This window comes from Streptomyces sp. NPDC088553 (assembly GCF_044752965.1).
Classification (GTDB): Bacteria; Actinomycetota; Actinomycetes; order Streptomycetales; family Streptomycetaceae; genus Streptomyces.
In genome coordinates, this window is the sequence record NZ_JBIVMG010000012.1 from 186,704 (window position 1) to 208,944 (window position 22,241).

The 22,241-nt window shown below is 73.4% G+C and carries 18 protein-coding genes; 7 read left to right on the forward strand and 11 right to left on the reverse strand.

The window, feature by feature from the left end; genetic code table 11:
* Positions 1-42: 42 nt before the first annotated feature.
* A complete protein-coding gene (locus tag ACIP8Z_RS33090) occupies positions 43-537 on the forward strand; it encodes a hypothetical protein (RefSeq protein WP_402089996.1) in 495 nt (164 codons plus the stop codon).
* 13 nt (positions 538-550) lie between these two features.
* Positions 551-1,240 carry a DUF2293 domain-containing protein gene (locus ACIP8Z_RS33095; protein WP_319308519.1) on the forward strand — a complete coding sequence of 230 codons (690 nt, stop codon included), beginning with the start codon at positions 551-553 and terminating at the stop codon, positions 1,238-1,240.
* A 46-nt stretch (positions 1,241-1,286) separates the two neighbouring features.
* On the opposite strand, the gene ACIP8Z_RS33100 is transcribed toward ACIP8Z_RS33095, so the two are convergent.
* The 3 genes from ACIP8Z_RS33100 to ACIP8Z_RS33110 all read right to left on the reverse strand — a co-directional run bounded on the left by ACIP8Z_RS33100 (position 1,287) and on the right by ACIP8Z_RS33110 (position 6,353).
* The gene (locus ACIP8Z_RS33100; RefSeq protein WP_319308523.1) at positions 1,287-2,093 is read right to left on the reverse strand and encodes a chaplin; all 807 of its coding nucleotides are present in this window, start codon (positions 2,091-2,093) and stop codon (positions 1,287-1,289) included.
* A gap of 124 nt (positions 2,094-2,217) precedes the next feature.
* The gene (locus ACIP8Z_RS33105; protein ID WP_402089999.1) at positions 2,218-3,486 is read right to left on the reverse strand and encodes an SWIM zinc finger family protein; all 1,269 of its coding nucleotides are present in this window, start codon (positions 3,484-3,486) and stop codon (positions 2,218-2,220) included.
* Complete coding sequence (locus ACIP8Z_RS33110; RefSeq protein WP_402090001.1) at positions 3,483-6,353, reverse strand: DEAD/DEAH box helicase; 2,871 nt, start codon at positions 6,351-6,353, stop codon at positions 3,483-3,485. Before ACIP8Z_RS33110 ends, ACIP8Z_RS33105 begins: the two co-directional genes overlap by 4 nt.
* Positions 6,354-6,560: 207 nt before the next feature.
* Between ACIP8Z_RS33110 and ACIP8Z_RS33115 the strand changes: the two genes are divergently transcribed.
* Both ACIP8Z_RS33115 and ACIP8Z_RS33120 read left to right on the forward strand, forming a co-directional pair.
* Entirely contained in the window at positions 6,561-6,899 is a 339-nt protein-coding gene (locus ACIP8Z_RS33115; protein ID WP_402090003.1) for a hypothetical protein, read from the forward strand.
* Positions 6,900-6,974: 75 nt separating this feature from the next.
* The gene (locus ACIP8Z_RS33120) at positions 6,975-7,244 is read left to right on the forward strand and encodes a DUF6343 family protein (RefSeq protein WP_402090005.1); all 270 of its coding nucleotides are present in this window, start codon (positions 6,975-6,977) and stop codon (positions 7,242-7,244) included.
* 22 nt (positions 7,245-7,266) lie between these two features.
* Here ACIP8Z_RS33120 and ACIP8Z_RS33125 read toward each other — a convergent pair whose 3' ends face one another.
* From ACIP8Z_RS33125 to rpsA, 4 genes are all read right to left on the reverse strand, one after another.
* Positions 7,267-7,653, reverse strand: coding sequence for a tetratricopeptide repeat protein (locus tag ACIP8Z_RS33125; RefSeq protein WP_388304277.1), 387 nt, complete (start codon positions 7,651-7,653; stop codon positions 7,267-7,269).
* Between the two features lie 51 nt (positions 7,654-7,704).
* Positions 7,705-8,307 carry a dephospho-CoA kinase gene (coaE, locus tag ACIP8Z_RS33130; RefSeq protein WP_402090007.1) on the reverse strand — a complete coding sequence of 201 codons (603 nt, stop codon included), beginning with the start codon at positions 8,305-8,307 and terminating at the stop codon, positions 7,705-7,707.
* A gap of 31 nt (positions 8,308-8,338) precedes the next feature.
* The gene (locus tag ACIP8Z_RS33135) at positions 8,339-9,277 is read right to left on the reverse strand and encodes a PAC2 family protein (RefSeq protein WP_402090009.1); all 939 of its coding nucleotides are present in this window, start codon (positions 9,275-9,277) and stop codon (positions 8,339-8,341) included.
* A 202-nt stretch (positions 9,278-9,479) separates the two neighbouring features.
* Entirely contained in the window at positions 9,480-10,994 is a 1,515-nt protein-coding gene (gene rpsA / locus ACIP8Z_RS33140; protein WP_030325237.1) for a 30S ribosomal protein S1, read from the reverse strand.
* A gap of 346 nt (positions 10,995-11,340) precedes the next feature.
* Between rpsA and ACIP8Z_RS33145 the strand changes: the two genes are divergently transcribed.
* Together ACIP8Z_RS33145 and ACIP8Z_RS33150 are read left to right on the forward strand one after the other, a co-directional pair.
* The gene (locus ACIP8Z_RS33145) at positions 11,341-12,180 is read left to right on the forward strand and encodes a class I SAM-dependent methyltransferase (RefSeq protein ID WP_402090011.1); all 840 of its coding nucleotides are present in this window, start codon (positions 11,341-11,343) and stop codon (positions 12,178-12,180) included.
* 178 nt (positions 12,181-12,358) lie between these two features.
* Positions 12,359-15,031: an ATP-dependent RNA helicase gene (locus tag ACIP8Z_RS33150; protein ID WP_402090013.1), complete on the forward strand. Its 2,673-nt coding sequence runs from the start codon at positions 12,359-12,361 to the stop codon at positions 15,029-15,031.
* Here the strand turns inward: ACIP8Z_RS33150 and ACIP8Z_RS33155 are convergent.
* The 3 genes from ACIP8Z_RS33155 to ACIP8Z_RS33165 all read right to left on the reverse strand — a co-directional run bounded on the left by ACIP8Z_RS33155 (position 15,015) and on the right by ACIP8Z_RS33165 (position 18,207).
* The gene (locus ACIP8Z_RS33155) at positions 15,015-15,995 is read right to left on the reverse strand and encodes a DUF3068 domain-containing protein (protein ID WP_402090015.1); all 981 of its coding nucleotides are present in this window, start codon (positions 15,993-15,995) and stop codon (positions 15,015-15,017) included. The two genes, ACIP8Z_RS33150 and ACIP8Z_RS33155, sit on opposite strands and share 17 nt — an antisense overlap.
* A 10-nt stretch (positions 15,996-16,005) precedes the next feature.
* A complete protein-coding gene (locus ACIP8Z_RS33160; RefSeq protein ID WP_106975990.1) occupies positions 16,006-16,146 on the reverse strand; it encodes an SPW_0924 family protein in 141 nt (46 codons plus the stop codon).
* Positions 16,147-16,410: 264 nt separating this feature from the next.
* The gene (locus ACIP8Z_RS33165) at positions 16,411-18,207 is read right to left on the reverse strand and encodes a lytic transglycosylase domain-containing protein (protein WP_402090017.1); all 1,797 of its coding nucleotides are present in this window, start codon (positions 18,205-18,207) and stop codon (positions 16,411-16,413) included.
* 281 nt (positions 18,208-18,488) lie between these two features.
* Between ACIP8Z_RS33165 and ACIP8Z_RS33170 the strand changes: the two genes are divergently transcribed.
* Positions 18,489-19,388: a DUF4184 family protein gene (locus ACIP8Z_RS33170; RefSeq protein WP_402090018.1), complete on the forward strand. Its 900-nt coding sequence runs from the start codon at positions 18,489-18,491 to the stop codon at positions 19,386-19,388.
* A 23-nt stretch (positions 19,389-19,411) separates the two neighbouring features.
* Here ACIP8Z_RS33170 and polA read toward each other — a convergent pair whose 3' ends face one another.
* A complete protein-coding gene (gene polA, locus ACIP8Z_RS33175) occupies positions 19,412-22,123 on the reverse strand; it encodes a DNA polymerase I (RefSeq protein ID WP_402090020.1) in 2,712 nt (903 codons plus the stop codon).
* Positions 22,124-22,241 lie beyond the last annotated feature (118 nt).

Here is a 22,241-nt window from a genome sequence, read left to right on the forward strand (position 1 = left end):
CTCAACTGTCATGATCTGAAGGCCGGAAGATCCTTCGGGCCGATGACAGGACAGCAGGACGGGAGGGGGCGCCCGGTCATGGATGTGGCGCTGATAGCGGTGGCGGGAACCCTGTTGGGCGTCATCGCCACGCACTGGTTCCAGGGGCGGGCCACCGAGCGCACCGCCTCGCTGGCCCGGACAGAACAACTCCGCCAGGAACGGATCGCGACCTACAGCGCCTACGCGGGCGCGGTCGTCGACTACCGGCACAGCCAGAACGACCGCTGGTTCCGGGCGGCCGAGGAGCCGGGCTCCGAGGAGGCGGAGGAGTCCCGGCACGCCTCCTACCGGCAGCGGACCGCCGCACGGCAGGCCCTCTTCCGTGTGCAGTTGGTGTGCGACGACCCGCAGGTCCGACTGCTGGCCGAGGCCGCGTTCGAGCAGACCCACTGCATGCACGAGGCACGGGGAGAGGCCGAGCGCGCCCGTCGCTCGGAGGAGGCGAAGGAAGCGCTCGCCGAGTTCATCGCCGCGGCCGCACCCGGCGTGCGCTGAGCGGGGCCCGGACATGGACCTCGTCGCGCCCGTGGTCGTCGAGCCGCTCAGGCGCCGCCGCTGCTCGGAGTGCCTGCGGGGGCCCCTCGACCGGATGATCGTCGAGTTCAACGCCCCGGTCTGCCTCGACTGCGCCGACCTCGGGCATCTCGTCTTCCTGCGGCGGGGCGACACGGCGCTCACCCGCCGGGCCCGCGAGGGCAGCACGCTCTGGGCCGTGGTCGTACGCCACAACCGGCGCCGCACCCGGTACGAACGTCAGGGCCTGCTCGTCGAGGAGGCGGCGCTCGCCGAGGCGGAGCTGTCCTGCCTGGCGGACGCGGAGGCCCGGGCCAGGCGCCGGGCGCGGGACGCCGTACGGCGCGCGGCGCTCGACGTGGAGATCACCGGGGTCCTCCGGTCGGAGATCCTCCGGCTCTTCCCGTCCATCCCGGCGGACCGGGCCACGGAGATCGCCGTCCACGCCTCGGCGAAGGGCAGCGGACGGGTGGGGCGCACGGCGGCGGGGCGTTCGCTCGACCGCGGCGCCGTCACGGCAGCGGTGCGCGCCTCCGTACGCCATGTCGACACGCCGTACGACACCCTGCTGATGCGGGGTGTTCCTCGGCACCAGGCCCGGACGACGGTGGCACCCGCCATCGAGGCGGTGCTCCGGGCCTGGCGTCACGACGACGGGGACGCCGACGGCCGGGGGCGCGGCTGACAGCTCGGGTGTCAGCCCGCGTCGGCCCGGCCGCGGGGCGGAACCGTCAGGCCTGGTCCCCGGCGCGGCGGGCGCGACGGTAGAGCAGGGCTCCACCGAGCAGCAGCGCGGCGCTCGCGGCGCCGGTGTACCCGATGCTGTCGGAACCGGTGGAAGCCAGCGCGACCGTGCTCGTCTCGCCCTGCGGCGCGGGGAGCGGGACGGGCTTCGCCGTCTCGGTCTCGGTCTCCGGCTGCGGAACCGGCACGTTCCGAACGGGGGTCTGCGGGCGCGGCGTCGGCGTCTCGACCGGCGGCGTGGGCTTCGAGGGGCCGTTGACCGACGTGTTGCCGAAGACCGGGTTGAGGATGCCCACCACGTTGACCGAGTTGCCGCTGACGTTCACGGGGAGGTCGACGGGCAACTGGATGCCGTTCCCGGAGAGCACGCCGGGAGAGCCCGCGACGTGGGTCTCGGCCGTGGACCCGCCGCCGTTGGCGGAGCCGCCGTCGGAGGACCCGCCGCCGTGCGAACCGCCCGCCTGCTCTCCGCCGCGCGGGGTGCCGGGCTCGTCCTTGTGGGTGCGGCCGCCGCCGTCCTCCGAGCCGTAGCCGTCGGGCTCCTTCTCGGCGGAGCGGTTGGCACAGCCGTTGCCGAAGGCCGGGTTGAGCAGGCCGACGACGCTGACCGTGTTGCCGCAGACGTTGACCGGCACGTGCACCGGCAGCTGAACCGTGTTGCCGGAGCCGACGCCCGGCGAACCGACCGCGGCGCCCTGCGCGCCGGAGTCGGCGTGCGCGGCGCCGGCCGAGAGGGCGATCGCCCCACCCGTGACCAACAGTGTGGCCAGACCACTTCGGCGAATCTGCCTCATGGCTTCCTGCCTTCCGGAGGTGTGCGGGCAAGTGCCCGTACCGGAATCAACGCGACAAACGCACGTGCCGGATCCGGCCGTTGACGGGTTTCACTCCATCGAGTGGGCCCCGTTCGAGTGTGGGTCAGCGCCCCAGAAGATCGGTGAGGGCTCCGACCGGGTCGTGGTCGGGGGCGCCACGCGGCCACCAGTCCTCACGGCCGGCGTCCGACTCGTAGCCGTACCAGAGGCCGTCCCGGCCGAGGCGAAGCTGGAGGGACTCCGTGGAGAGCCGGTTGCGCCAGGGACGGAAGGCGGGGAAGTCGGCGGCGATCAGGGCGGGTCTGGCCCGGTCGAACGGACCCGCCGGCGGGTCCCACGGCTCCTCGAGTACGGCGAGACCGGCGGCGCCGCCCTGCCGCCAGGCGGCGACGGCCCGGGCGAGGTCGGTGGGGGTGCGGTCCAGCGCGTACGCCAGGTCCCGGTAGAGGGCACGGGTCGAGGCGGTCAGACCGGAACCGGGGTGCGCGGCGGCCAGCCGGACCGCGTCCTGCCACGGCGTGAGCGCGGCGACCGGATCGTGCCCGGTGGTGAGGAACGCATGGGCGCGGACGGCGGCTTCGGAGGCGAGGAGGTCCAGGGCGAGCGGGTCGGGGGCGTCGGGGTCGGGCGGGAACACGGCCGGCCGGCCGGGCCGGTCCGGGGCCGGCAGCGGAGGGGGCAGCGGCAGCCCGGCCCGCTCCGCCGCGTCGAACACGGCCCGGGCGGGGACGGTGGGCATCGGGGGTGCGGCGGCGGTCGTCTCGGCGGCGGACAGCGCGGCGTTGCGCCGGGTCAGCTCGGCGAGCAGCTCCTGCTCCCCGCGGCCGCGCATCAGGAAGAGGACGAACGGGTCCTCGTCGAGGAGCCGGGCGGCCTGGTAGCAGAGGGCGGCGGCGTGCTTGCAGGGGTAACCGTCGTCCGGGCAGGAGCAGTCGGGGACGAGGTCGCCCGGTGCGGGCAGCAGTCCGGTGACCGCCTCCAGGGCGTGCGGCACGTCCTTGTCGAGCAGGGCGGCGATGTGGTCGGGGCGGGCGGTCGCCTCGTCGAGGAACCGCTCCCAGCCCTCGTCACCGAGGGTCCGCATCCTGATCTCGGTGCGGTACGGGCGGGGCCGGCTGCCGTGGACATAGGCGACGACCCGGCCGGGGGTGACGGTGATCGCGTCCACATGGCCGCGCCCCGCGTACGCCTTGCCGCGGGCCAGGCGGGCCGGATCCAGGGCGGTGTCCTCCAGCGCCTCCACCCAGGCGTTGCCCCACCAGGTGGCGGCGAACCGCCCGTCGGGGGCCTCGCGGGGCGCGACCTGCGGGAAGCTGCGGCGGCGGTCGTCGTGGCGGGGCACCGCTCCGCGCGCGCCCCGTGGGGTGGTCACGAGGGCCTCCTCAGGGACACCAGGTCGGCGAGCTCCCGGTCGGTCAGCTCGGTGAGGGCCGCCTCGCCGGAGCCGAGGACGGCGTCGGCCAGGGCCCGCTTGGCGCGGAGCATCTCGCCGATCCGGTCCTCGACGGTGCCCTCGGCGACGAGCCGGTGGACCTGCACCGGCTGGGTCTGCCCGATGCGGTAGGCCCGGTCGGTGGCCTGCTCCTCGACAGCCGGGTTCCACCAGCGGTCGTAGTGGACGACATGGCCGGCCCGGGTGAGGTTGAGGCCGGTGCCCGCGGCCTTGAGGGAGAGCAGGAAGACGGGGACCTCGCCGGCCTGGAAGCGGTCGACCATCCGCTCCCGCTCGGCCACCGGGGTGCCGCCGTGGAGGAGTTGGGCCTGGATGCCGCGCGCGGCCAGATGGTCGGCGAGGAGCCGCGCCATCGTCACGTACTGGGTGAAGACGAGCACCGAGCCGTCCTCGGCGAGGATCGTGTCCAGGAGCTCGTCGAGCAGGGCGAGCTTCCCCGAGCGGCCGGCGAGGCGCGCGGTGCCGCTGCCGCGGGGCGCCTCCTCCTTCAGGTACTGCGCGGGGTGGTTGCAGATCTGCTTGAGGGAGGTCAGCAGCTTCATGACGAGACCCCGGCGGGCGATGCCCTCTGCCTCCTCGATCCGCGCCATGGTCTCCCGGACGACCGCCTCGTACAGCGAGGCCTGTTCCCGGGTAAGGGAGACGGGGTGGTCGGACTCCGTCTTGGGCGGCAGCTCGGGGACGATGCCGGGGTCGGACTTGCGGCGGCGCAGCAGGAAGGGCCGGACGAGCCGGGCGAGCCGCTCGACGGCCTCCTCGTGCTCGATCTCCTCGTGGTTCTCGACGGCGCGGGCGTGCCGGGAGCGGAAGGCCTTGAGGGGGCCGAGGAGACCGGGCGTGGTCCAGTCGAGGAGCGCCCAGAGTTCGGAGAGGTTGTTCTCCACGGGGGTGCCGGTGAGGGCGACCCGGGCGGGCGCGGGGATCTCGCGCAGCGCCCTCGCGGTCGCGGAGAACGGGTTCTTGACGTGCTGGGCCTCGTCGGCGACGACCATCCCCCACTCCCGCCCCGCCAGCTCGGCGGCGCTCGTCCGCAGGGTGCCGTACGTGGTGAGGACGAATCCGCCCTCGGCGCCGTCGAGGTCCCGCTCGGCGCCGTGGAAGCGGCGGACGGGCACGTCGGGGGCGAACCTCTCCACCTCCCGCTGCCAGTTGCCGAGCAGCGACGCCGGGCAGACGACGAGGGTGGGGGCGCGCCGGGCGCGGCGCAGATGGAGGGCGATCAGGGTGACGGTCTTGCCGAGGCCCATGTCGTCGGCGAGGCAGCCACCGAGGCCGAGCGAGGTCATCAGGTCCAGCCAGGCGAGGCCGCGCAGCTGGTAGTCGCGGAGGGTGGCGGTGAGGCCGGGCGGGGCCTGCACGTCCTCGGGTCCGGCGAGGAGCCGGTCGCGGAGCGCGGCGAGCGCCCCCACAGGGACGGCGGGCACGGTCTCGCCGTCCACCTCCGCGGTGCCGGTGAGGGCGACGGCGAGGGCGTCGACCGGTTCGAGCAGGCCGAGTTCCCGCTTGCGCGCCTTGCGGACGAGGTCGGGGTCGACGACGACCCACTGGTCGCGGAGGCGCACGATCGGCCGGTGGGCCTCGGCGAGGTGGTCCATCTCCCGCTCGGTGAGCGGGTCGCCGTCGAGGGCCAGCTGCCAGTTGAACCGCAGGAGTTCCTCGCTGTCGAAGAACGCGGTGCCGTCGGTCGCCGAGCCCGGCGCGGCGTGGCCGGCGCTGACGACGGCGGAGGCGCTGAGGGAGCGGGCGAGCTCGCGCGGCCAGTGGACGGCGACGCCGGCGTCGGCGAGCCGGGCGGCGGCCGGGCCGAGCAGCTCGTACAGCTCGTCCTCGGTGACCGCGAGGACGTCGGGCACGTCCCGCTCCAGGAGCCGGGCGAGCGGGGGCCAGACGCGGGCGGCCCGGCGCAGCGCGAGGACCGCGTCGATCCGGGCACGGGGGCCGAAGTGCTCGCCGTCGCCCGCCCAGAGGGCCGTGGCGTCGATGACGAGGGTGGGGTCGGCGAGGCTGTGGACCTGGAGGAGCGCGGCGGCCGCGTGGCGCTCACCGCGCGGGGTCCGGCCGGCTTCGTCGGCTTCGTCGGCTTCGTCGCCGGAGGCCGTGTCGAACAGTTCGTAGGGGGAGAAGTCCAGGCGGATCGAGACCCGGACGCCCGCGTCCATCCCGGCCGCCGCCTCGGCGGCCCAGGCACGCGCACGGGGCAGATGCTGGGGCGCACGGGCGGCGAACGGCGCCCCCACCGCGTGGGCGGCGGCCGGGGTCCTGGGCAGGATGTCGGCGACGGCGTCGAGGAAGGCGCGCACGAGGGCCTCGGGATCGGGCAGTCGCAGCGGTCCGCGCCCGGGGACGGGCACGGCGTGCGCCTCGTACGGCAGGGCCGCGGCGACGGCCCGCAGATGGGCGATGTCGTCGGCGTCCAGCGGGCCGGCCCGCCAGGCGTCCAGGTCGTCGGCGGTCAGACCCGGCAGCATGCGGCCGCGGGCCACCAGATGCAGGGCGTGCAGGGCGGCGGCGCCCCAGCCGGCGGTCGCGGGGTGCGCGGCCGGGTGGTGGCGGGCCGCGACGAGATGGGGCAGCGCGGCGTCGACCGGGAGGGTCAGGGCGGGGACGGACCGGCTCCGGGCGCCGCTGCCGTGCCGCCGGGCGACGGTCAGCTCGACGCGCTCCGCGCCGCTCTCCGCCGGGTCCGGCAGTGCCCCGCCGTCGGGGGCCCAGAAGGCCACCCGGCCCTCACGCGGCAGGGCGGCCGGCAGGAAGACGGCGGCGCTGGTCGTCCAGGTGTGTGCCACGGCTCCGCGCTCCTTCCCTCCGGGTGACGAATGTCCACTGGATCTCCGACCTTACGGCGGGGGTCTGACAACGGCCGCCAGGCGGGTTCGCCCGAGCGGCCCAGCAGCGGATGACACGGGCCCCCGGGCGCGCGAGGGTGGCTTGAACCGGGTGCACCGAGGTGCCGCCGGGACACCGACCTGGACTCCGACAGAAGAGGAACCGCCATGTCCGTTCGCCGGCGTCTCACGACCGCCACCGGGGCCGTGCTGCTCACCTTCGCCGTCGCCGGCTGTTCGGGCCTGGGCCGCACCATGGTCGGCACGCTCTCGTACGAGACGGAGCGTGAGGTCGTCGTGACCGTGACGAGCCCCTCGGTGAACGGCTGCCACCGCCTGGTCGCCCCGAGCGGTGTGCACCGGGTCGAGAACAACACCCTGGTCGACATCAGGCTGTACCCGACGCGCGACTGCAAGGGGAAGCACAACATCTACCTCCCCATGAACACCAGCTACAGGGTCGCGCCGGGCGCCCTGCCGTGGCGCAGCTACAGCGTCATCCACTAGCCGGTTCCCTCCGGCCCGCCCCAGGGTCCATCCTGGAAGAGGCCCTTCGGGCTCGGACGGGAGAGGGTGACCGTCATGCGATCCGGGAACGAACCGGCGACCGCGCGCAGTCCCCTGCGCATGCGCTTCTGGCTGGGTCTGTGGGGACTGCTCTGGGCCGCCTTCGGCACGACCGTCTTCTCGCTGCTCGGCCGGCCGGGATGGGCCGCGGCCTGCGGTGTGCTGTTCCTCGTCGTCCTCGTCGACCTGGGGATCGTGGTGCACCACATGCACCAGGGCCCGCACTGGCAGCCGGGCCGGAACATCCCGCCGTACGAACCGGATCACGGCGGCACGGGCCGCTGAGCGCCCGCGCACGACTCCGCTCCTAGTTCTCCGTGCTCTCCCTGTTCTCCGAGTCGAACCCGGCCGCCTGGAGGTACTCCGGCTTCGGGTCCAGCGCGGCCGCGAGGCGGAAGTGCCGGGTGGCCTGGGCGGTCAGGCCGGAGCGCTCGAAGGTGCGGGCGAGGGCGAAGTGCGCGAACGCGTTGTCCGGCTCGCGCTCCAGGACCAGCTCGAACTCCAGCTGCGCGGGTCGCAGCTGCGCGGCGGCGAAGAACGCACGGGCCCGCAGCAGACGCGCCGCCGTGTTCTCGGGATGGGCGGCGATCACCGAGTCCAGGAGCTTCACGGCGCCACGAGGGTCCCGCGCGGCCAGCAGGTGCTCGGCTGCGCGGAAGTCGATGACGTGCGTTTCCGGGTTTCTGTCGGCCACCATGGCATCCTTCCCCTCGATCCGGGTGGTTGAACACCGGACCCGGCACCCTCATTCCACCGACGCGCGGCGCTCCAGCTCGTCCCAGACCTTCCGCACCTGCGGTTCGAGCGCGTCGAGCGGCCCGTCGTTGTCGATCACGAGATCCGCGACGGCCAGCCGCTGCGCGCGCGTGGCCTGGGCGGACATCCGGGCCCGTGCCTCGGACTCGGCCATGCCCCGGAGTCGTACGAGCCGGTCGAGCTGGGTCTCCGGGGAGGCGTCCACGACCACGACCAGGTCGTACAGCGGCGCGAGCCCGTTCTCGGTGAGCAGGGGTACGTCGTGGACGACGACGTCCCCCGCGCCCGCCCTGCTCTCCAGCTCCGCCGACCGGGCGCCGACCAGTGGGTGCACGAGGGCGTTGAGGGTGGCGAGACGGTCGGCGTCGGCGAACACGATGGAGCCGAGCTTCGGCCGGTCGAGCGTCCCCTCCGCGGTGAGGACGTCCTCCCCGAAGGCCTCCACGACGGCCGCGAGCCCCGGTGTGCCGGGCTCGACGACCTCGCGGGCGATCCGGTCCGCGTCGATCAGCACGGCCCCGTACGAGACGAGCAGCCGTGACACTTCGCTCTTGCCGGCGCCGATCCCGCCGGTCAGGCCCACCTTCAGCATGAGCGGCAGCTTAGGGCCTGCCCCTGGCGGGTCAGGAGTCGCCCTCCCGCTCGGCGAGGAAGCGCTCGAACTCGCGGCCCAGCTCGTCCGCCGACGGCAGGTCGACGGGTTCGGCGACCAGGCTGCCGCGGGTCTCCGCGCCGGCCACCGCGTCGTACTGGTGCTCAAGGCCCTGCACGAGGGCGACCAGCTCCTCGTCGCCCTCGCCGATCTGGCGGTCGATCTCGGTCTGGGTGCGACGGGCCTCGGTCCGCAGCGCGTGCGCGACGGCGGGGAGGACCAGGCCGGTGGCGGCCGTCACGGCCTCCAGCGCGGTCAGCGCCGCGTCCGGGTACGGGGAGCGGGCGACGTAGTGCGGGACGTGCGCGGCGACACCGAGCGTGTCGTGGCCGGACTCGGTGAGCCGGTACTCGACGAGGGCCTCGGCGCTGCCGGGGACCTGCGCCTCGTCGAAGGGGCTGCGGTGGCCCGGCATGAGGTCGGTACGGCTGCCGTGCGGCGTGAGGCCGACGGGCCGGGTGTGCGGCACACCCATGGGGATGCCGTGGAAGTTCACGGAGAGGCGCACGCCGAGGCGCTCGATGATCTGCCGGACGGCGGCGGCGAACCGCTCCCACTCGACGTCCGGCTCCGGGCCGGAGAGGACGAGGAAGGGGGCGCCGGTGGCGTCCTGCACGAGGCGGACCTCGATGGACGGCGTCTCGTACGCGGTCCAGCGGTCGCGCCGGAAGGTCAGCAGCGGGCGGCGGGCGCGGTAGTCCACGAGCCGGTCGTGGTCGAAACGGGCCACGAGCTGGTGGGGCAGGGTGTCGAGCAGGCCCTCGATGATCTGCTCACCGGTCTCCCCCGCGTCGATGTATCCGTCGAAGTGGTACAGCATGACCAGCCCGGCCGACTCCTGCGCCAGTGCCAGGTCGACGACGGCCAGGCCTTTGGCGTCCCATGCGTACAAATCCTGGGGATCAAGCACGATTACCGCTCCTCCTCGTGTTCTCTCTGGAAACGTCTCGCGCGGCGACGCCATTCCCGGACGGCGCGATCTTCCGTACGGGCGGGGGCTTCCGGGCGGGGAGGAGGGGCCGCGGAAGGCGCCGGAACATGACCGAGGCCCGCTCCCCCGAAGGGGAGCGGGCCTCGATTCGCTAGCGGCTAGCGCTCAGCGGAGAGCCTGTTCAGCTCTGGCCGCCGGCCAGCTTCTCGCGCAGGGCGGCGAGCGCCTCGTCCGACGCCAGGGCGCCGGAGTTGTCGTCCGACTCCGAGGAGTACGAACCACCCGAGATGCCCGCACCGGCGTTGCCACCGGCGGCCGGGGCGGCAGCGCCCTCGGCAGCGGCGGCCTCGTCGGCCTCGCGGGACTTGATGACCTGAGCCTGGTGCTGCTCGAAACGAGCCTGCGCCTCGGCGTACTGGGTCTCCCAGGCCTCGCGCTGGGTCTCGAAGCCCTCGAGCCAGTCGTTGGTCTCGGGGTCGAAGCCCTCGGGGTAGATGTAGTTGCCCTGGTCGTCGTAGGACGCGGCCATGCCGTACAGGGTCGGGTCGAACTCGACCGAGGCCGGGTCGGCACCGAAGGACTCGTTGGCCTGCTTCAGCGAGAGGCTGATGCGACGACGCTCGAGGTCGATGTCGATGACCTTGACGAAGATCTCGTCGTTGACCTGGACGACCTGCTCCGGGATCTCCACGTGGCGCTCGGCCAGCTCGGAGATGTGGACCAGACCCTCGATGCCCTCGTCCACGCGGACGAACGCACCGAACGGAACCAGCTTGGTGACCTTACCCGGGACGACCTGACCGATCTGGTGGGTCCGGGCGAACTGCTGCCACGGGTCCTCCTGCGTCGCCTTCAGCGACAGGGAGACACGCTCGCGGTCCATGTCCACGTCGAGAACCTCGACGGTGACCTCCTGGCCGACCTCGACAACCTCGGAGGGGTGGTCGATGTGCTTCCAGGACAGCTCGGAGACGTGCACGAGGCCGTCGACGCCACCCAGGTCCACGAAGGCACCGAAGTTGACGATCGAGGACACGACGCCGGAGCGGACCTGACCCTTCTGGAGGGTCGTGAGGAAGGTCTGGCGAACCTCGGACTGGGTCTGCTCCAGCCAGGCGCGGCGGGACAGGACCACGTTGTTGCGGTTCTTGTCCAGCTCGATGATCTTCGCCTCGAGCTCCTTGCCCACGTAGGGCTGGAGGTCGCGGACGCGACGCATCTCGACGAGGGAGGCCGGCAGGAAGCCACGGAGGCCGATGTCGAGGATGAGACCACCCTTGACGACCTCGATGACGGTACCGGTGACGATGCCGTCCTCTTCCTTGATCTTCTCGATGGTGCCCCAGGCGCGCTCGTACTGGGCACGCTTCTTCGAGAGGATCAGGCGGCCTTCCTTGTCCTCCTTCTGGAGAACAAGGGCTTCGATCTCGTCGCCGACCTTGACGACCTCGTTCGGGTCGACGTCGTGCTTGATCGAGAGCTCGCGGCTCGGGATGACACCTTCGGTCTTGTAACCGATGTCGAGCAGGACCTCGTCCCGGTCGACCTTCACGATGACGCCGTCGACGATGTCGCCGTCGTTGAAGTACTTGATCGTCTCGTCGATCGCGGCGAGGAAGGCTTCCTCGTTACCGATGTCGTTGACCGCAACCTGCGGGGTGGTGCTGGTGGCGGTGGTCTCGGTGCTGCTCGTCATGTGGGAAAGGGCTCCGGTTACGGACAGAAAGTCGTAGGTACTGCTACGCCGAGAGCCCGTATCGCACCAAGAAGCCGGACAGCCAATGAGGCCCCCTTCCCGCGAACGGGAGGAGCCTCGAAAACCGAGGGGACATACAACAGGTACGAGCGCGGCCTGCTCCGTCTGAGGCGCGCAGGCCCGCAGCGCAACCTTTAGCATACGGGGGCGGCCGGACAGGGTCAATGCGCGAAGCGCGCACCCGGGGCAGATCTACTCAACTCCGGCACCAACTCGTGTCCTTCCACGCCTCATCGGCGGGATCCGCGCACAGCGGCACTGAGCGCAAACTACATCGGCGGGCGAGATGAACCAAGAGTACGAACAGGAAGTCCCCTCCTCCTCGGCCGAGGAGGAGGCGGAGGCGACCCGGCGTGACGCGGGGGACGCGGAGAGCAGCCGGGCGAGCCGCGGCTGGTGGGACAGGAACGCCGACGAGTACCAGAGCGATCACGGATCGTTCCTGGGCGACGACCGGTTCGTCTGGGGTCCGGAGGGGCTCGACGAGGCCGAGGCAGGGCTCCTCGGGCCGGCCGCCTCGCTGAAGGGCCTCGACGTCCTGGAGATCGGGGCGGGCGCGGCGCAGTGCTCGCGCTGGCTGGCGGCGCAGGGGGCGCGGCCGGTGGCCCTCGACCTCTCGCACCGCCAGCTCCAGCACGCGCTGCGGATCGGCGGGGACGTGCCGCTGGTGGAGGCGGACGCCGGTGACCTGCCGTTCAAGGACAGTTCCTTCGACCTGGCGTGCTCGGCGTACGGAGCGGTGCCGTTCGTCGCCGACCCGGTGAAGGTGTTCCGGGAGGTGCGGCGGGTGCTGCGGCCCGGCGGCCGGTGGGTCTTCTCGGTGACGCATCCGATCCGCTGGGCGTTCCCGGACGAGCCCGGTCCCGAGGGCCTCTCGGTCGCGGCCTCCTACTTCGACCGCACCCCTTATGTGGAGCAGGACGAGCAGGGGCGGGCGGTGTACGTGGAGCACCACCGGACGATCGGCGACCGGGTGCGGGACGTGGTGGCCGGCGGCTTCCGTCTGCTCGACCTGGTCGAGCCGGAGTGGCCGGCGTGGAACAGCCAGGAGTGGGGCGGCTGGTCCCCGCTGCGGGGGAATCTGATCCCGGGCACGGCGATCTTCGTCTGCGAGCGCGCGGAGTGAGCGTGCGGGACCAGTCGCGCGGAGTGAGCGTGCGGGACCAGTCGCGCGGAGTGAGCGTGCGGGACCAGTCGCGCGGAGTGAGCGTGCGGGACTAGCCGCACCACGCTTGTCCTATTTATGGGTGGGTCCTGTGGACAACGGGGCCCACCTTTTTCGCGCCTCGTACGAGACTGAGTGCGTGATCCGAAACGACGCTCTCGACCGTCTCCCCGTCCGCCATGCCGTCCCCGAGCTGCTGGCCGCGCTCGACCGGCGCGGTACGGCCGTGTTGTCCGCGCCTCCCGGCACGGGCAAGACGACGCTGGTGCCGCTCGCGCTCGCCGGTCTCATAGGGGAGGGACCGCGGCGTCGGGTCCTGGTGGCCGAGCCGCGGCGGATGGCGGTGCGGGCGGCGGCCCGGCGGATGGCGTGGCTGCTGGGCGAGGAGGCCGGCGGCACGGTCGGCTTCTCGGTGCGCGGCGAGCGGCGGACCGGCCCCGCGACCCGGGTCGAGGTGGTGACCACGGGCATTCTGCTCCAGCGGCTCCAGCGCGATCCGGAGCTTGCGGGTGTCGACGTGGTGCTGCTCGACGAGTGCCATGAGCGGCATCTGGACGCCGACACGGCGATGGCCTTCCTGGTGGACGTGCGGGCCACCCTGCGGCCGGAGCTGAGGCTGATCGCCGCGTCGGCGACCAGCGACGCGGCGGCCTGGGCGGATCTCCTCACGGTCCTGGAAGGCGGCGGGCCCGCCCCGGTGGTGTGGAGCAGGGGCGAGGGCCACGGCTGCCGGGTCTTCTTCGAGGCACCGCCGTCGGGCATCCGGCCGGCCCACGGCACCTGGGTGGATCCGGCGCTGCTGCGGCACGTCGCCGCGACGGTCCGGCTGGCGCTGGAGCGGCACGAGGGGGACGTCCTCTGTTTCCTTCCGGGCACGGGGGAGATCGCGCGGACGGCCGGGATGCTGGCGGATGTCGACGCGGAGGTGCTCCAGCTGCACGGGCGGGCGCCCGCGGCGGTGCAGGACGCGGTGCTGCGCGGTACGGAGCCGGGCGGGCGGCGGCGGGTGGTGCTCGCGACCTCGGTGGCGGAGTCCAGCCTGACGGTGCCAGGGGTGCGGATCGTCGTGGACTCGGGTCTGGCCCGTGAGCCCCGGATGGACCACGCCCGCGGTCTCGGCTCGCTGGCGACGGTGACGGTCTCGGAGGCGACGGCGACCCAGCGCATGGGCCGGGCGGGCCGTGAGGCCTTCGGGTTCGTGTACCGCTGCTGGGCGGAGGCGAGCGACGGGGGCAGGCCGCGCTTCCCGTCGCCGGAGATCAAGGTCGCCGACCTGGCGGACTTCGCCCTGCGGGCGGCCTGCTGGGGCGTCCCGACGGCGGAGGGGCTCGCGCTGCTCGACGCGCCGCCCGCCGGGGCGATGACGGCGGCGCGGTCGGTCCTCGGCTCGATCGGAGCCGTGGACGAGGCCGGGCGGGCCACCGACCGAGGGGTACGGATGTCCCGGCTCGGTCTCCATCCCCGGCTCGGCCGTGCGCTCCTGGACGGCGCGCCGGAGGTCGGGGTACGGCGGGCGGCGGAGGTGGTGGCGCTGCTCAGCGAGGAGCCGCCGCGCGACTACGGGGACGACCTGGCGGCCGCCTGGCGCGCCGCCCGCCGGGGCGCCGACGGGTACGGCGCCCGGTGGAAGGCGGAGGCCCGCCGACTGGAGCGGTCGGCGGCGGGGGTGGCGGGCGGCGGCGCTTCGGGGGCCTCGGGGACCGCTGGGGCCTCGGAGGCTTCGGGAGCCCCGCGGACTGCGAATGCTTCGGGGCGCCTCTCCGGCGCCGGGGCTTCGGGGGCTTCGGCGCGCCTCTCCGGCGCCGGGGTTTCGGCGGGGCCGGCGACCGGGGACGACGCGGTGGCCGGTCTGGTGACGGCGCTCGCCTTTCCCGAGCGGGTGGCGAGGGCGCGGGAGCAGGGCGGCTATCTGATGGTGTCGGGGAGCGGGGCGCGGCTCGGTGAGGGTTCCGGGCTGCGGGCCACCCCGTGGCTGGCCGTGGCGGTGGCGGACCGTACGGCGCGGGACGCGACGGCGCGGGTGCGGCTGGCGGCGGTGGTGGACGAGGACATGGCGCGGCGGGCGGCCGGGCATCTGCGGTCCACCGGCGAGGAGGTCCACTGGGAGGACGGGGACGTGGTCGCGCGGTCGGTGGACCGGCTCGGCGCGGTCGAGCTGACGGTACGGCCGCTGGGGGCGAAGGCGGAGCCCGCGCTCGTGCGGGCGGCACTGCTCGACGGGCTGCGGCGCGAGGGGCTCGGGCTGCTGCGGTGGAGCCGGGAGGCCGGGGAGCTGCGTGCCCGGCTCGCCTTCCTGCACCGGGAGGTGGGGGAACCCTGGCCGGACGTGGCGGACGCGGCGCTGGTGGAGCGGGCCGGGGAGTGGCTGGAGCCGGAGCTGTCCCGGGCCGCGCGGCGCGCCGATCTGGGCCGGATCGACGCCGGTGAGGCACTGCGGCGGCTGCTGCCCTGGGCGTCGGGCGAGGCGGGCCGGCTGGGTGAGCTGGCGCCGGAGCGGATCGAGGTGCCGAGCGGCTCGCGGATCCGGGTGGAGTACGGCGGTGAGCGGCCGGTGCTCGCGGTGAAGCTGCAGGAGATGTTCGGGCTCGCGGAGACGCCTCGGGTGGCGGGGGTCCCGGTGCTCGTCCATCTCCTCTCCCCCGCCGGGCGGCCGGCGGCGGTCACCGCCGACCTGGCGTCGTTCTGGCGGGACGGCTACCGGTCCGTGCGGGCGGAGCTGAGGGGGCGGTATCCGAAGCATCCGTGGCCCGAGGACCCTGCCGCGGCGGAGGCGACCCGGTTCACGAGCGCGCGGCTCAGACGGGAGGGGTGAGCGGGACGGCGGCGGGCTGCGGTGCGGGGCGGCGGGAGCGGGCCTCCAGCCAGAGCGCGAGGGCGAGGAGGAGCAGCGCGAGGAAGGTGAGGCTCCACGGGACGTAGGAGACGAGGAGGAGGACCGTGAGGCGGTTGGAGGCGACCATCTCGCCGACGCTCCGGATGTAGTCCTCGCGCATCTTCACATGGCCCTCGAAGACGGTGAGGGTGTCGACGCCCATCAGCGTCCTGGCGTTGCGGAGCTCCTCCTTGTGGATCTCCTCGCCGTTCACCGGGGCGCCGGTGACGGGCTCGATCCAGAACATCCGCTTGGTGGTGTACCAGCGGGTGAGTCCGGATTCGGCGATGACCTCCGGCGGGATCTTGACCGGCATGGTCTTGGGCATGGGGACCTTGGTCCAGGGGATGGTCTGCTCGAAGTAGTAGACCTCCATGCCCCGGAAGGTGCGGGTGCCCTTGTAGTGGATGGGGGACGAGCTGCGGGTCTGGGCGTCGAAGTACTGGTAGTCCCGCTTCTCGGTGAGGAAGGGCCACTTGAACTCGATGCCCTCTCGGCGGACCGGGTCGCCGTCGACGGATTCGCCGGTGGCGTTGACGGGGTCCTGGGTGTGGGCGTCGAAGATGTACCGCTCGGGGACCTTGGAGACCATCTTGCCGTCGGGGCCCGCTATGTAGGCGAGGGCGTCCCAGACGACGACGTCGCGCCCGGCGTCGCGTTCGATGCGTTTCGACTCCTCCACGTTGCCCTTGAGGGTCTGGATGATCGTGATCTTGTCGACCTTCTCCGCCTTGAGCGTGGAGTAGTTGAGCAGGGTCGCGGGCTGCGCCTCCAGGACGGTCTCCTGGTACTGGTTCGGCGGGATCTTCGCCAGGCGGGGGAAGGCGTACCAGCGCAGGGTCGGGGCCATCGCGACGCAGAAGACGGCGAGGGCGAGGAGGACGAGGCTGGCTCGGCGGCGCACGGTCGGCCCCTTACTTCTTGGGGCCGGGATCGGCGGTCAGCAGGGGCTTGGGCGAGGTGGGCCCGTCGGGCGGCAGATCGACCACGGAGACGAGGAGGACGAAGAGGAGGACTGGGGCGAGTCCGATGGCGGCGGCGACGAGGGCGCGCATGGTCGGCCTCCCGGGATGCGATCTGATAGGTCGTCAGGGCGGGGGCACCGTAGCAACGCGACCGCGAGATGAGAACACGTTGCACCGCCCCACCCTGCCCGGGGATCCCGGTGCCACTCCCCCGCCGCGACCTCCCCGTGAGGCCGCGCGCCCGCCCGGGAGACACAAGGCGCCGATCGCCCGCCCGGGGAACGCGAAGCGCCGCTCCCCCGCCCGGTGGGGGCGGAGGGGCGGCGCGTGGGGAGAAGGGGAGGCGCGGGTGGGTCAGGCCGAGGGCGAGGGGGAGGCCTCCGGCGAGCCGGTGCCGGAGGAGGTCGGCTCCGGGGTCGGGCTCGGGGTCGCGGTGGGCGCGGTGACCGTCAGCTTGATCTCCGCGTCGCCTCCGCCGGGCGCGGTGAGGCGGAGCACGAACTCACCGGCCTTGTCGCCCGCGAGGATCTCCGGCAGCGAGATGAGGCCGTTCTCGTCCGTCTTCAGGACGAGCGTACGGACCCCGTCCTTGAAGGACGGGCCGCCGGTGCCCTCCGTGGTGCCCGCGGCGTCGGCGATCACGACCGTGACGAGCACACCGGGGGCGAGCGCGCCCTTGTCGGTGGCCTTGACCTGTACGGACTGGCCGAACGTGGTGCCGGTGGCGGCCGACAGCGGGTCGCCGCCGACCCGGGCGAGGGCGTCCGCCTGCCGAGCGGTGACGGTCGCGGCGAACGCGGTCGCGTCCATGCCGCGGCCCACGACGGTGGCCTTGACCGTGAACGACCCGGTCTTCTCGCCCGCCCGCAGGGTGGGGGCGGCGGCGATGCCGGCCGAGCCCGTGGTGACGGTCGCGGTCGTCGCGCCGCCGGAGAAGCGGGTGTCGGTGGTGCCGGTGATCTCGAAGCGGATGCTCACACCCGTGATCGGCGCGCCCGCGGCGTCGAGCGCCGCGACCGTCGGGGACTTGGTGAAGGCGCTCTCGGTGGTCGCGGTGAGAGGGCCGGAGGTGACGGCCGCGAGGCGCGCGACCTTGACGGCCGGCGGCACGGTCGGCGGAACGGTCGGCTTCGTCGGCGGCGTGACCGGGGGCTTCAACGGCGGGGTCGGCTTCGTCGGCGGCTTGGTGGCCGAAGGCCCGCCCGGCTTCGTGGGATCGGGCTTCGGCGTGCCCGTCCCGGACGGCTTCGGCGCGGGGGTCGTCGGGGCCGGCGAGGTGGGGAGGGGGCGGTTGTCCTGGCCCCGGCCGTCGCTGCGGTCGACCGGCAGCACTCCCGTGCCGTCCGGGACCTGGTGGGTGCCGCGCCGGTAGAACTCGAACCACGACATGACCGTGTTCAGGTACTCCGTCGAGCGGTTGTAGCTGAGGATCGCGCGGTCGAGGTCGGCCTTGAGCGCGAGGTTGCGGTCGTTGGCGCAGAGGTAGAGACCGGCGGCCTGCGCGGCGTCGTAGATGTTGTTGGGGTCCTTCTTCCCGTCGCTGTTCGCGTCCTGGCCCCAGGTGGCCCAGGTGGACGGGATGAACTGCATCGGGCCGACGGCGCGGTCGTGGGTGCGGTCGCCGTCGAAGGCGCCGCCGTCGGTGTCCGAGATCTTGGCGAATCCGACGCCGTCGAGGACGGGGCCGAGGATCCGCGTGAGGGTGGTGCCGTTCGCGTCGACCCGGCCGCCGCTCGCCTGTCCGGACTCGACCTTGCCGATGCCGGCGAGCAGCTGCCAGGGCAGGTTGCAGCCGGGGGCGGTCGAGCGGATCGACTGCTCCGCACGCTGGTAGGCGGCGAGCACCGACGCGGGTATGCCGGCCTGGGCGGGCCCGGTGATCACCGGCAGCTTGGCGGCGGGCAGCCCGGGGTTGCTCGGCGGGTTCAGCGGCGGCAGTTCCGTGTAGTACGGCGAGTTACCGGTGGCGGAGCCGTCGCCGGAGGGCGACGCGGTGTCCCCGGCGCCGATGGCCCGGTCTCCGCCGGCGTTGTCGGTGGGCGGCGGGGTCATCTCCGGCGCCTGTGAGGCGGCGAGCGCGGCGACCGCCGCGGCCACCACCGCACCGCTGGTGGCCCCCTTGCGCAGCCTGCGGCCCAAGTGCGCTGACATGTCCGTGGTCCCTTCCCCCTCGACTGAGGTCCCGTGCTCCCCGCGCGAGACCTCTGGCGACCCTATGCCAACTCCGGCCCACCGGGCACCGGCGCCTGACCGCCTTTCACGCTTTCGTCACCTCTCGGCTGCCTGACGACTTCCCAGGTCGGACACGGAGAGCGACCGGGGCGGAGGGCACGGCGCCGCCGGGCGGGAACCGGGCGGAGGGTCGAACACCTCTTGCACTGCGGCCGATGACGTACTGCGGCCGTCGCCACCGGAACCTGGGGGAACACCCGTTGCCGTTCACGCTGAGCCATGCCGCTGCCGTGCTGCCCGGACTGCGCCGGAACGGCACCGCGCGCGGACCGCTGGTCGCGTCCGCTCTCGTCGCGGGCTCCTTCGCGCCCGACATGACCTATTTCGCGGCGACGGCCTTCCCCGAGGCGATGGTCTTCGGGGACGTCACCCACTCCGCCGTCGGAATCGTCACGGTCGACGTCCTGATCACCGCGATGCTGGTGGCCCTGTGGCTGACCGTCCGTGAGCCGCTCGTCGTACTGCTGCCCGCCCGGTGGCGCGGGCGGGTGTACGGGCTCGTCCGGGGCGGTGTCTGGCGGGACCGGCACCCGGCCGTGCTCGCCGGGTGGTTCGGCCTCTCCGCGGTCGTCGGCTCGACGACCCATGTCGTGTGGGACTCCTTCACCCACCTGGACCGCTGGGGGACCCGGGCGATCCCGGTCCTCGGTGACGTCGTGGCCGGGTTCCCCGTCTATCTCTACGCGCAGTACGGGGGTTCGGCGCTGGCCCTCGGGCTCCTGGTGTGGTTCACGGTGCGGGCGCTCCGCTCCGCCGCGGGCGTGGACCTGCCGGCCGGGGTACGGGTTCCGGGCCGACGCGGGCGGCTGCTCGCCGCGGGGCTCATCGGCGGCTGCGTCCTCGCCGGGATGGCCCACCGGGTGCTGCGCTGGGCCGCGTACTGGGGCTGGGACCGGATCGAGACGCCCCTGGACGTCATTCCGACGGCCTGCTTCGGGGCCGGTGCGGGGCTCGCCGTCGGGCTCGTGCTGTACGGGGCGGGTGCGCGGCTCCTGGGATCGCCGCCCGCCGCGGGGCCGGGGGCTCCGGCGCCCCTTCCCCCGGTGTCGGGAGAAGGGGACCGCCGCACGTGTGACGTGCGGTCAGGCGCCGAAGCCTAGGGGCGCCTGCCCGCCGTGGTGGGTCAGTGGGCCGCCGAGTCCCAGTCGTGGCCCACGCCCACCGAGACGTCCAGGGGGGCGCGCAGGTCGGCCGCGGCCGACATCTGTTCGCGGACCAGGGCCTCGACCTGCTCGCGCTCGCCGGGGGCGAGTTCGAGCACGATTTCGTCGTGGACCTGGAGGAGCATCCGGGAGGCGAGGCCCGCCTCGGTCAGTGCCCGGTCGACGCCGAGCATGGCGACCTTCACGATGTCGGCGGCCGTGCCCTGGATCGGGGCGTTGAGCGCCATCCGCTCGGCGGCCTCGCGGCGCTGGCGGTTGTCGCTGTTCAGGTCGGGCAGGTAGCGCCGGCGGCCGAGCATGGTCTCGGTGTAGCCGGTGGCGCGGGCCTCGTCGACGACCCGGCGCAGGTAGTCCCGCACCCCGCCGAAGCGCTCGAAGTAGGTGTCCATCAGGCCGCGGGCCTCGCCCGGGTCGATGTTCAGCTGCTGCGAGAGGCCGAAGGCGGAGAGGCCGTAGGCGAGGCCGTACGACATGGCCTTGATCTTGCGGCGCATCTCGGCGTCGACGGCGGACCGCTCGACGCCGAAGACCTGGGAGGCGACGGTGGTGTGGAGGTCCTCGCCGGAGGTGAAGGCCTCGATGAGGCCCTCGTCCTCGGAGAGGTGGGCCATGACGCGCAGCTCGATCTGGCTGTAGTCGGCGGTCATGAGGGCCTCGAAGCCCTCGCCGACGACGAAGCCGTGCCGGATGGCGCGGCCCTCGTCCGTCCGTACCGGCACGTTCTGCAGGTTGGGGTCGGTGGAGGAGAGGCGCCCGGTGGCGGCCACCGTCTGGCTGAAGGTGGTGTGGATGCGTCCGTCGGCGCCGATCGTCTTGATCAGGCCCTCGACGGTGGAGCGCAGCCGGGCCTGCTCGCGGTGCCGGAGCATGATCACGGGCAGGTCGTGCTCGGTCTGGCCGGCCAGCCAGGCGAGCGCGTCCGCGTCCGTGGTGTACCCGGTCTTGGTCTTCTTGGTCTTCGGCAGGTTCAGCTCGCCGAAGAAGACCTCCTGGAGCTGCTTGGGCGAGCCGAGGTTGAACTCGTGGCCGACGGAGGCGTGCGCCTCCTTCACCGCCTGCTGCACGGCCCCGGCGAACTGCTGCTCCATGGCCTCCAGGTGGTCGCGGTCGGCGGCGATGCCGTGCCGCTCCAGGCGGGCGAGGAGGGCGGAGGTGGGCAGCTCGACGTCGTGGAGGAGCTCGCGGGCGCCGACCTCGCCGAGCTTCTCCTCGAAGGCCCCGGCGAGGTCGAGGACGGCCCGCGCCTGGGTCATGAGGGCCTCGGCCTCGGCGGTGTCGTCGGCGCCGAAGGCGAGCTGGCCGTCGGCGGCGGCCGCGGGGGCGAGCTCGCGGTGGAGGTACTCGACGGAGAGCGCGTCGAGCGCGAAGGAGCGCCGGCCGGGCTTCACGAGGTAGGCGGCGAGGGCGGTGTCCATGGTGACGCCCGCGATGCTCCAGCCGTGCTCGGGGAAGACCCGCATGGCGCCCTTGGCGTTGTGCATGACCTTCGGCCGGTCGGGGTCGGCGATCCAGGCGGCCCAGGCGCGCTCGTCGGCCTCGTCGAGCGCGCTCGGCTCGAACCACGCGGCGGCGCCTCCGGCGGCGGCGAGGGCGATCTCGCCGACGTTCCCCGTGCCGAGGGCCCAGGTGTCGACGGTGGCGATGCCGAGGGGCTCGGTGCCGTGCTCGGCGAGCCAGGGAGCGAGCTCGCCGGCGCCGAGGACGGTTCCGTCGATCTCGACGCCCGCCTCCGGGGCCGGGGCGGTGTCCTCGGCGGCGCCCGGGTCGACGGCGAGGAGCCGCTCGCGCAGCGAGGGGTTGCGGATCTCCAGGGTGTCGAGGACGAGGGCGACCGCCCCGCGGTCGTACGGCTCGCGGGCGAGGTCCGTGACGCCCTTCGGCAGCTCGACGTCCGTGACCATCGCGGTCAGGCGGCGGTTGAGCTTGACCGACTCCAGGTGGTCGCGGAAGTTCTGGCCGGCCTTGCCCTTGACCTCCTCGGCGCGCGCGACGAGCTCGTCGAAGGAGCCGAACTGGTTGATCCACTTGGCGGCGGTCTTCTCGCCGACGCCGGGGATGCCGGGCAGGTTGTCCGACGGGTCGCCGCGCAGGGCCGCGAAGTCGGGGTACTGCGAGGGCGTGAGGCCGTACTTCTCCTGGACCTTCTCCGGGGTGAAGTGGGTGACCTCGGAGACGCCCTTGGTGGGGTAGATCACGGTGGTGCGGTCGGAGACCAGCTGGAAGGAGTCCCGGTCACCGGTGAAGATCCGGACGTCGAAGCCCTCGGCCTCGGCCTGGGTGGTGAGGGTCGCGATGACGTCGTCCGCCTCGAAGCCGTCGACGGCGAACCGCGGCACGTTCATGGCGTCGAGGAGCTCGCCGATCAGCTCGACCTGCCCCTTGAACTCGTCGGGGGTCTTGGAGCGGTTCGCCTTGTACTCCGGGAACTCCTCGGACCGCCAGGTCTTGCGGGACACGTCGAAGGCGACCGCGAAGTGCGTGGGCGCCTCGTCGCGCAGCGTGTTCGCCAGCATCGAGGCGAACCCGTAGATCGCGTTCGTCGGCTGTCCGGTCGCGGTGGTGAAGTTCTCCGCGGGCAGCGCGAAGAACGCCCGGTACGCGAGCGAGTGCCCGTCCATGAGGAGCAGGCGGGGGCGGGTGTCTGCGGGGTTCTTCGATGCTGTCTCGGCCACATGACGATCCTGCCACGGACGACTGACAATCCCGCCCACTCCTCCCGTCGGCACCGGCGGGGTGCCGGGCTGTCACCGCCGCGTGACAGGATCGGAGACGTACGCCGCAGGGTTACCG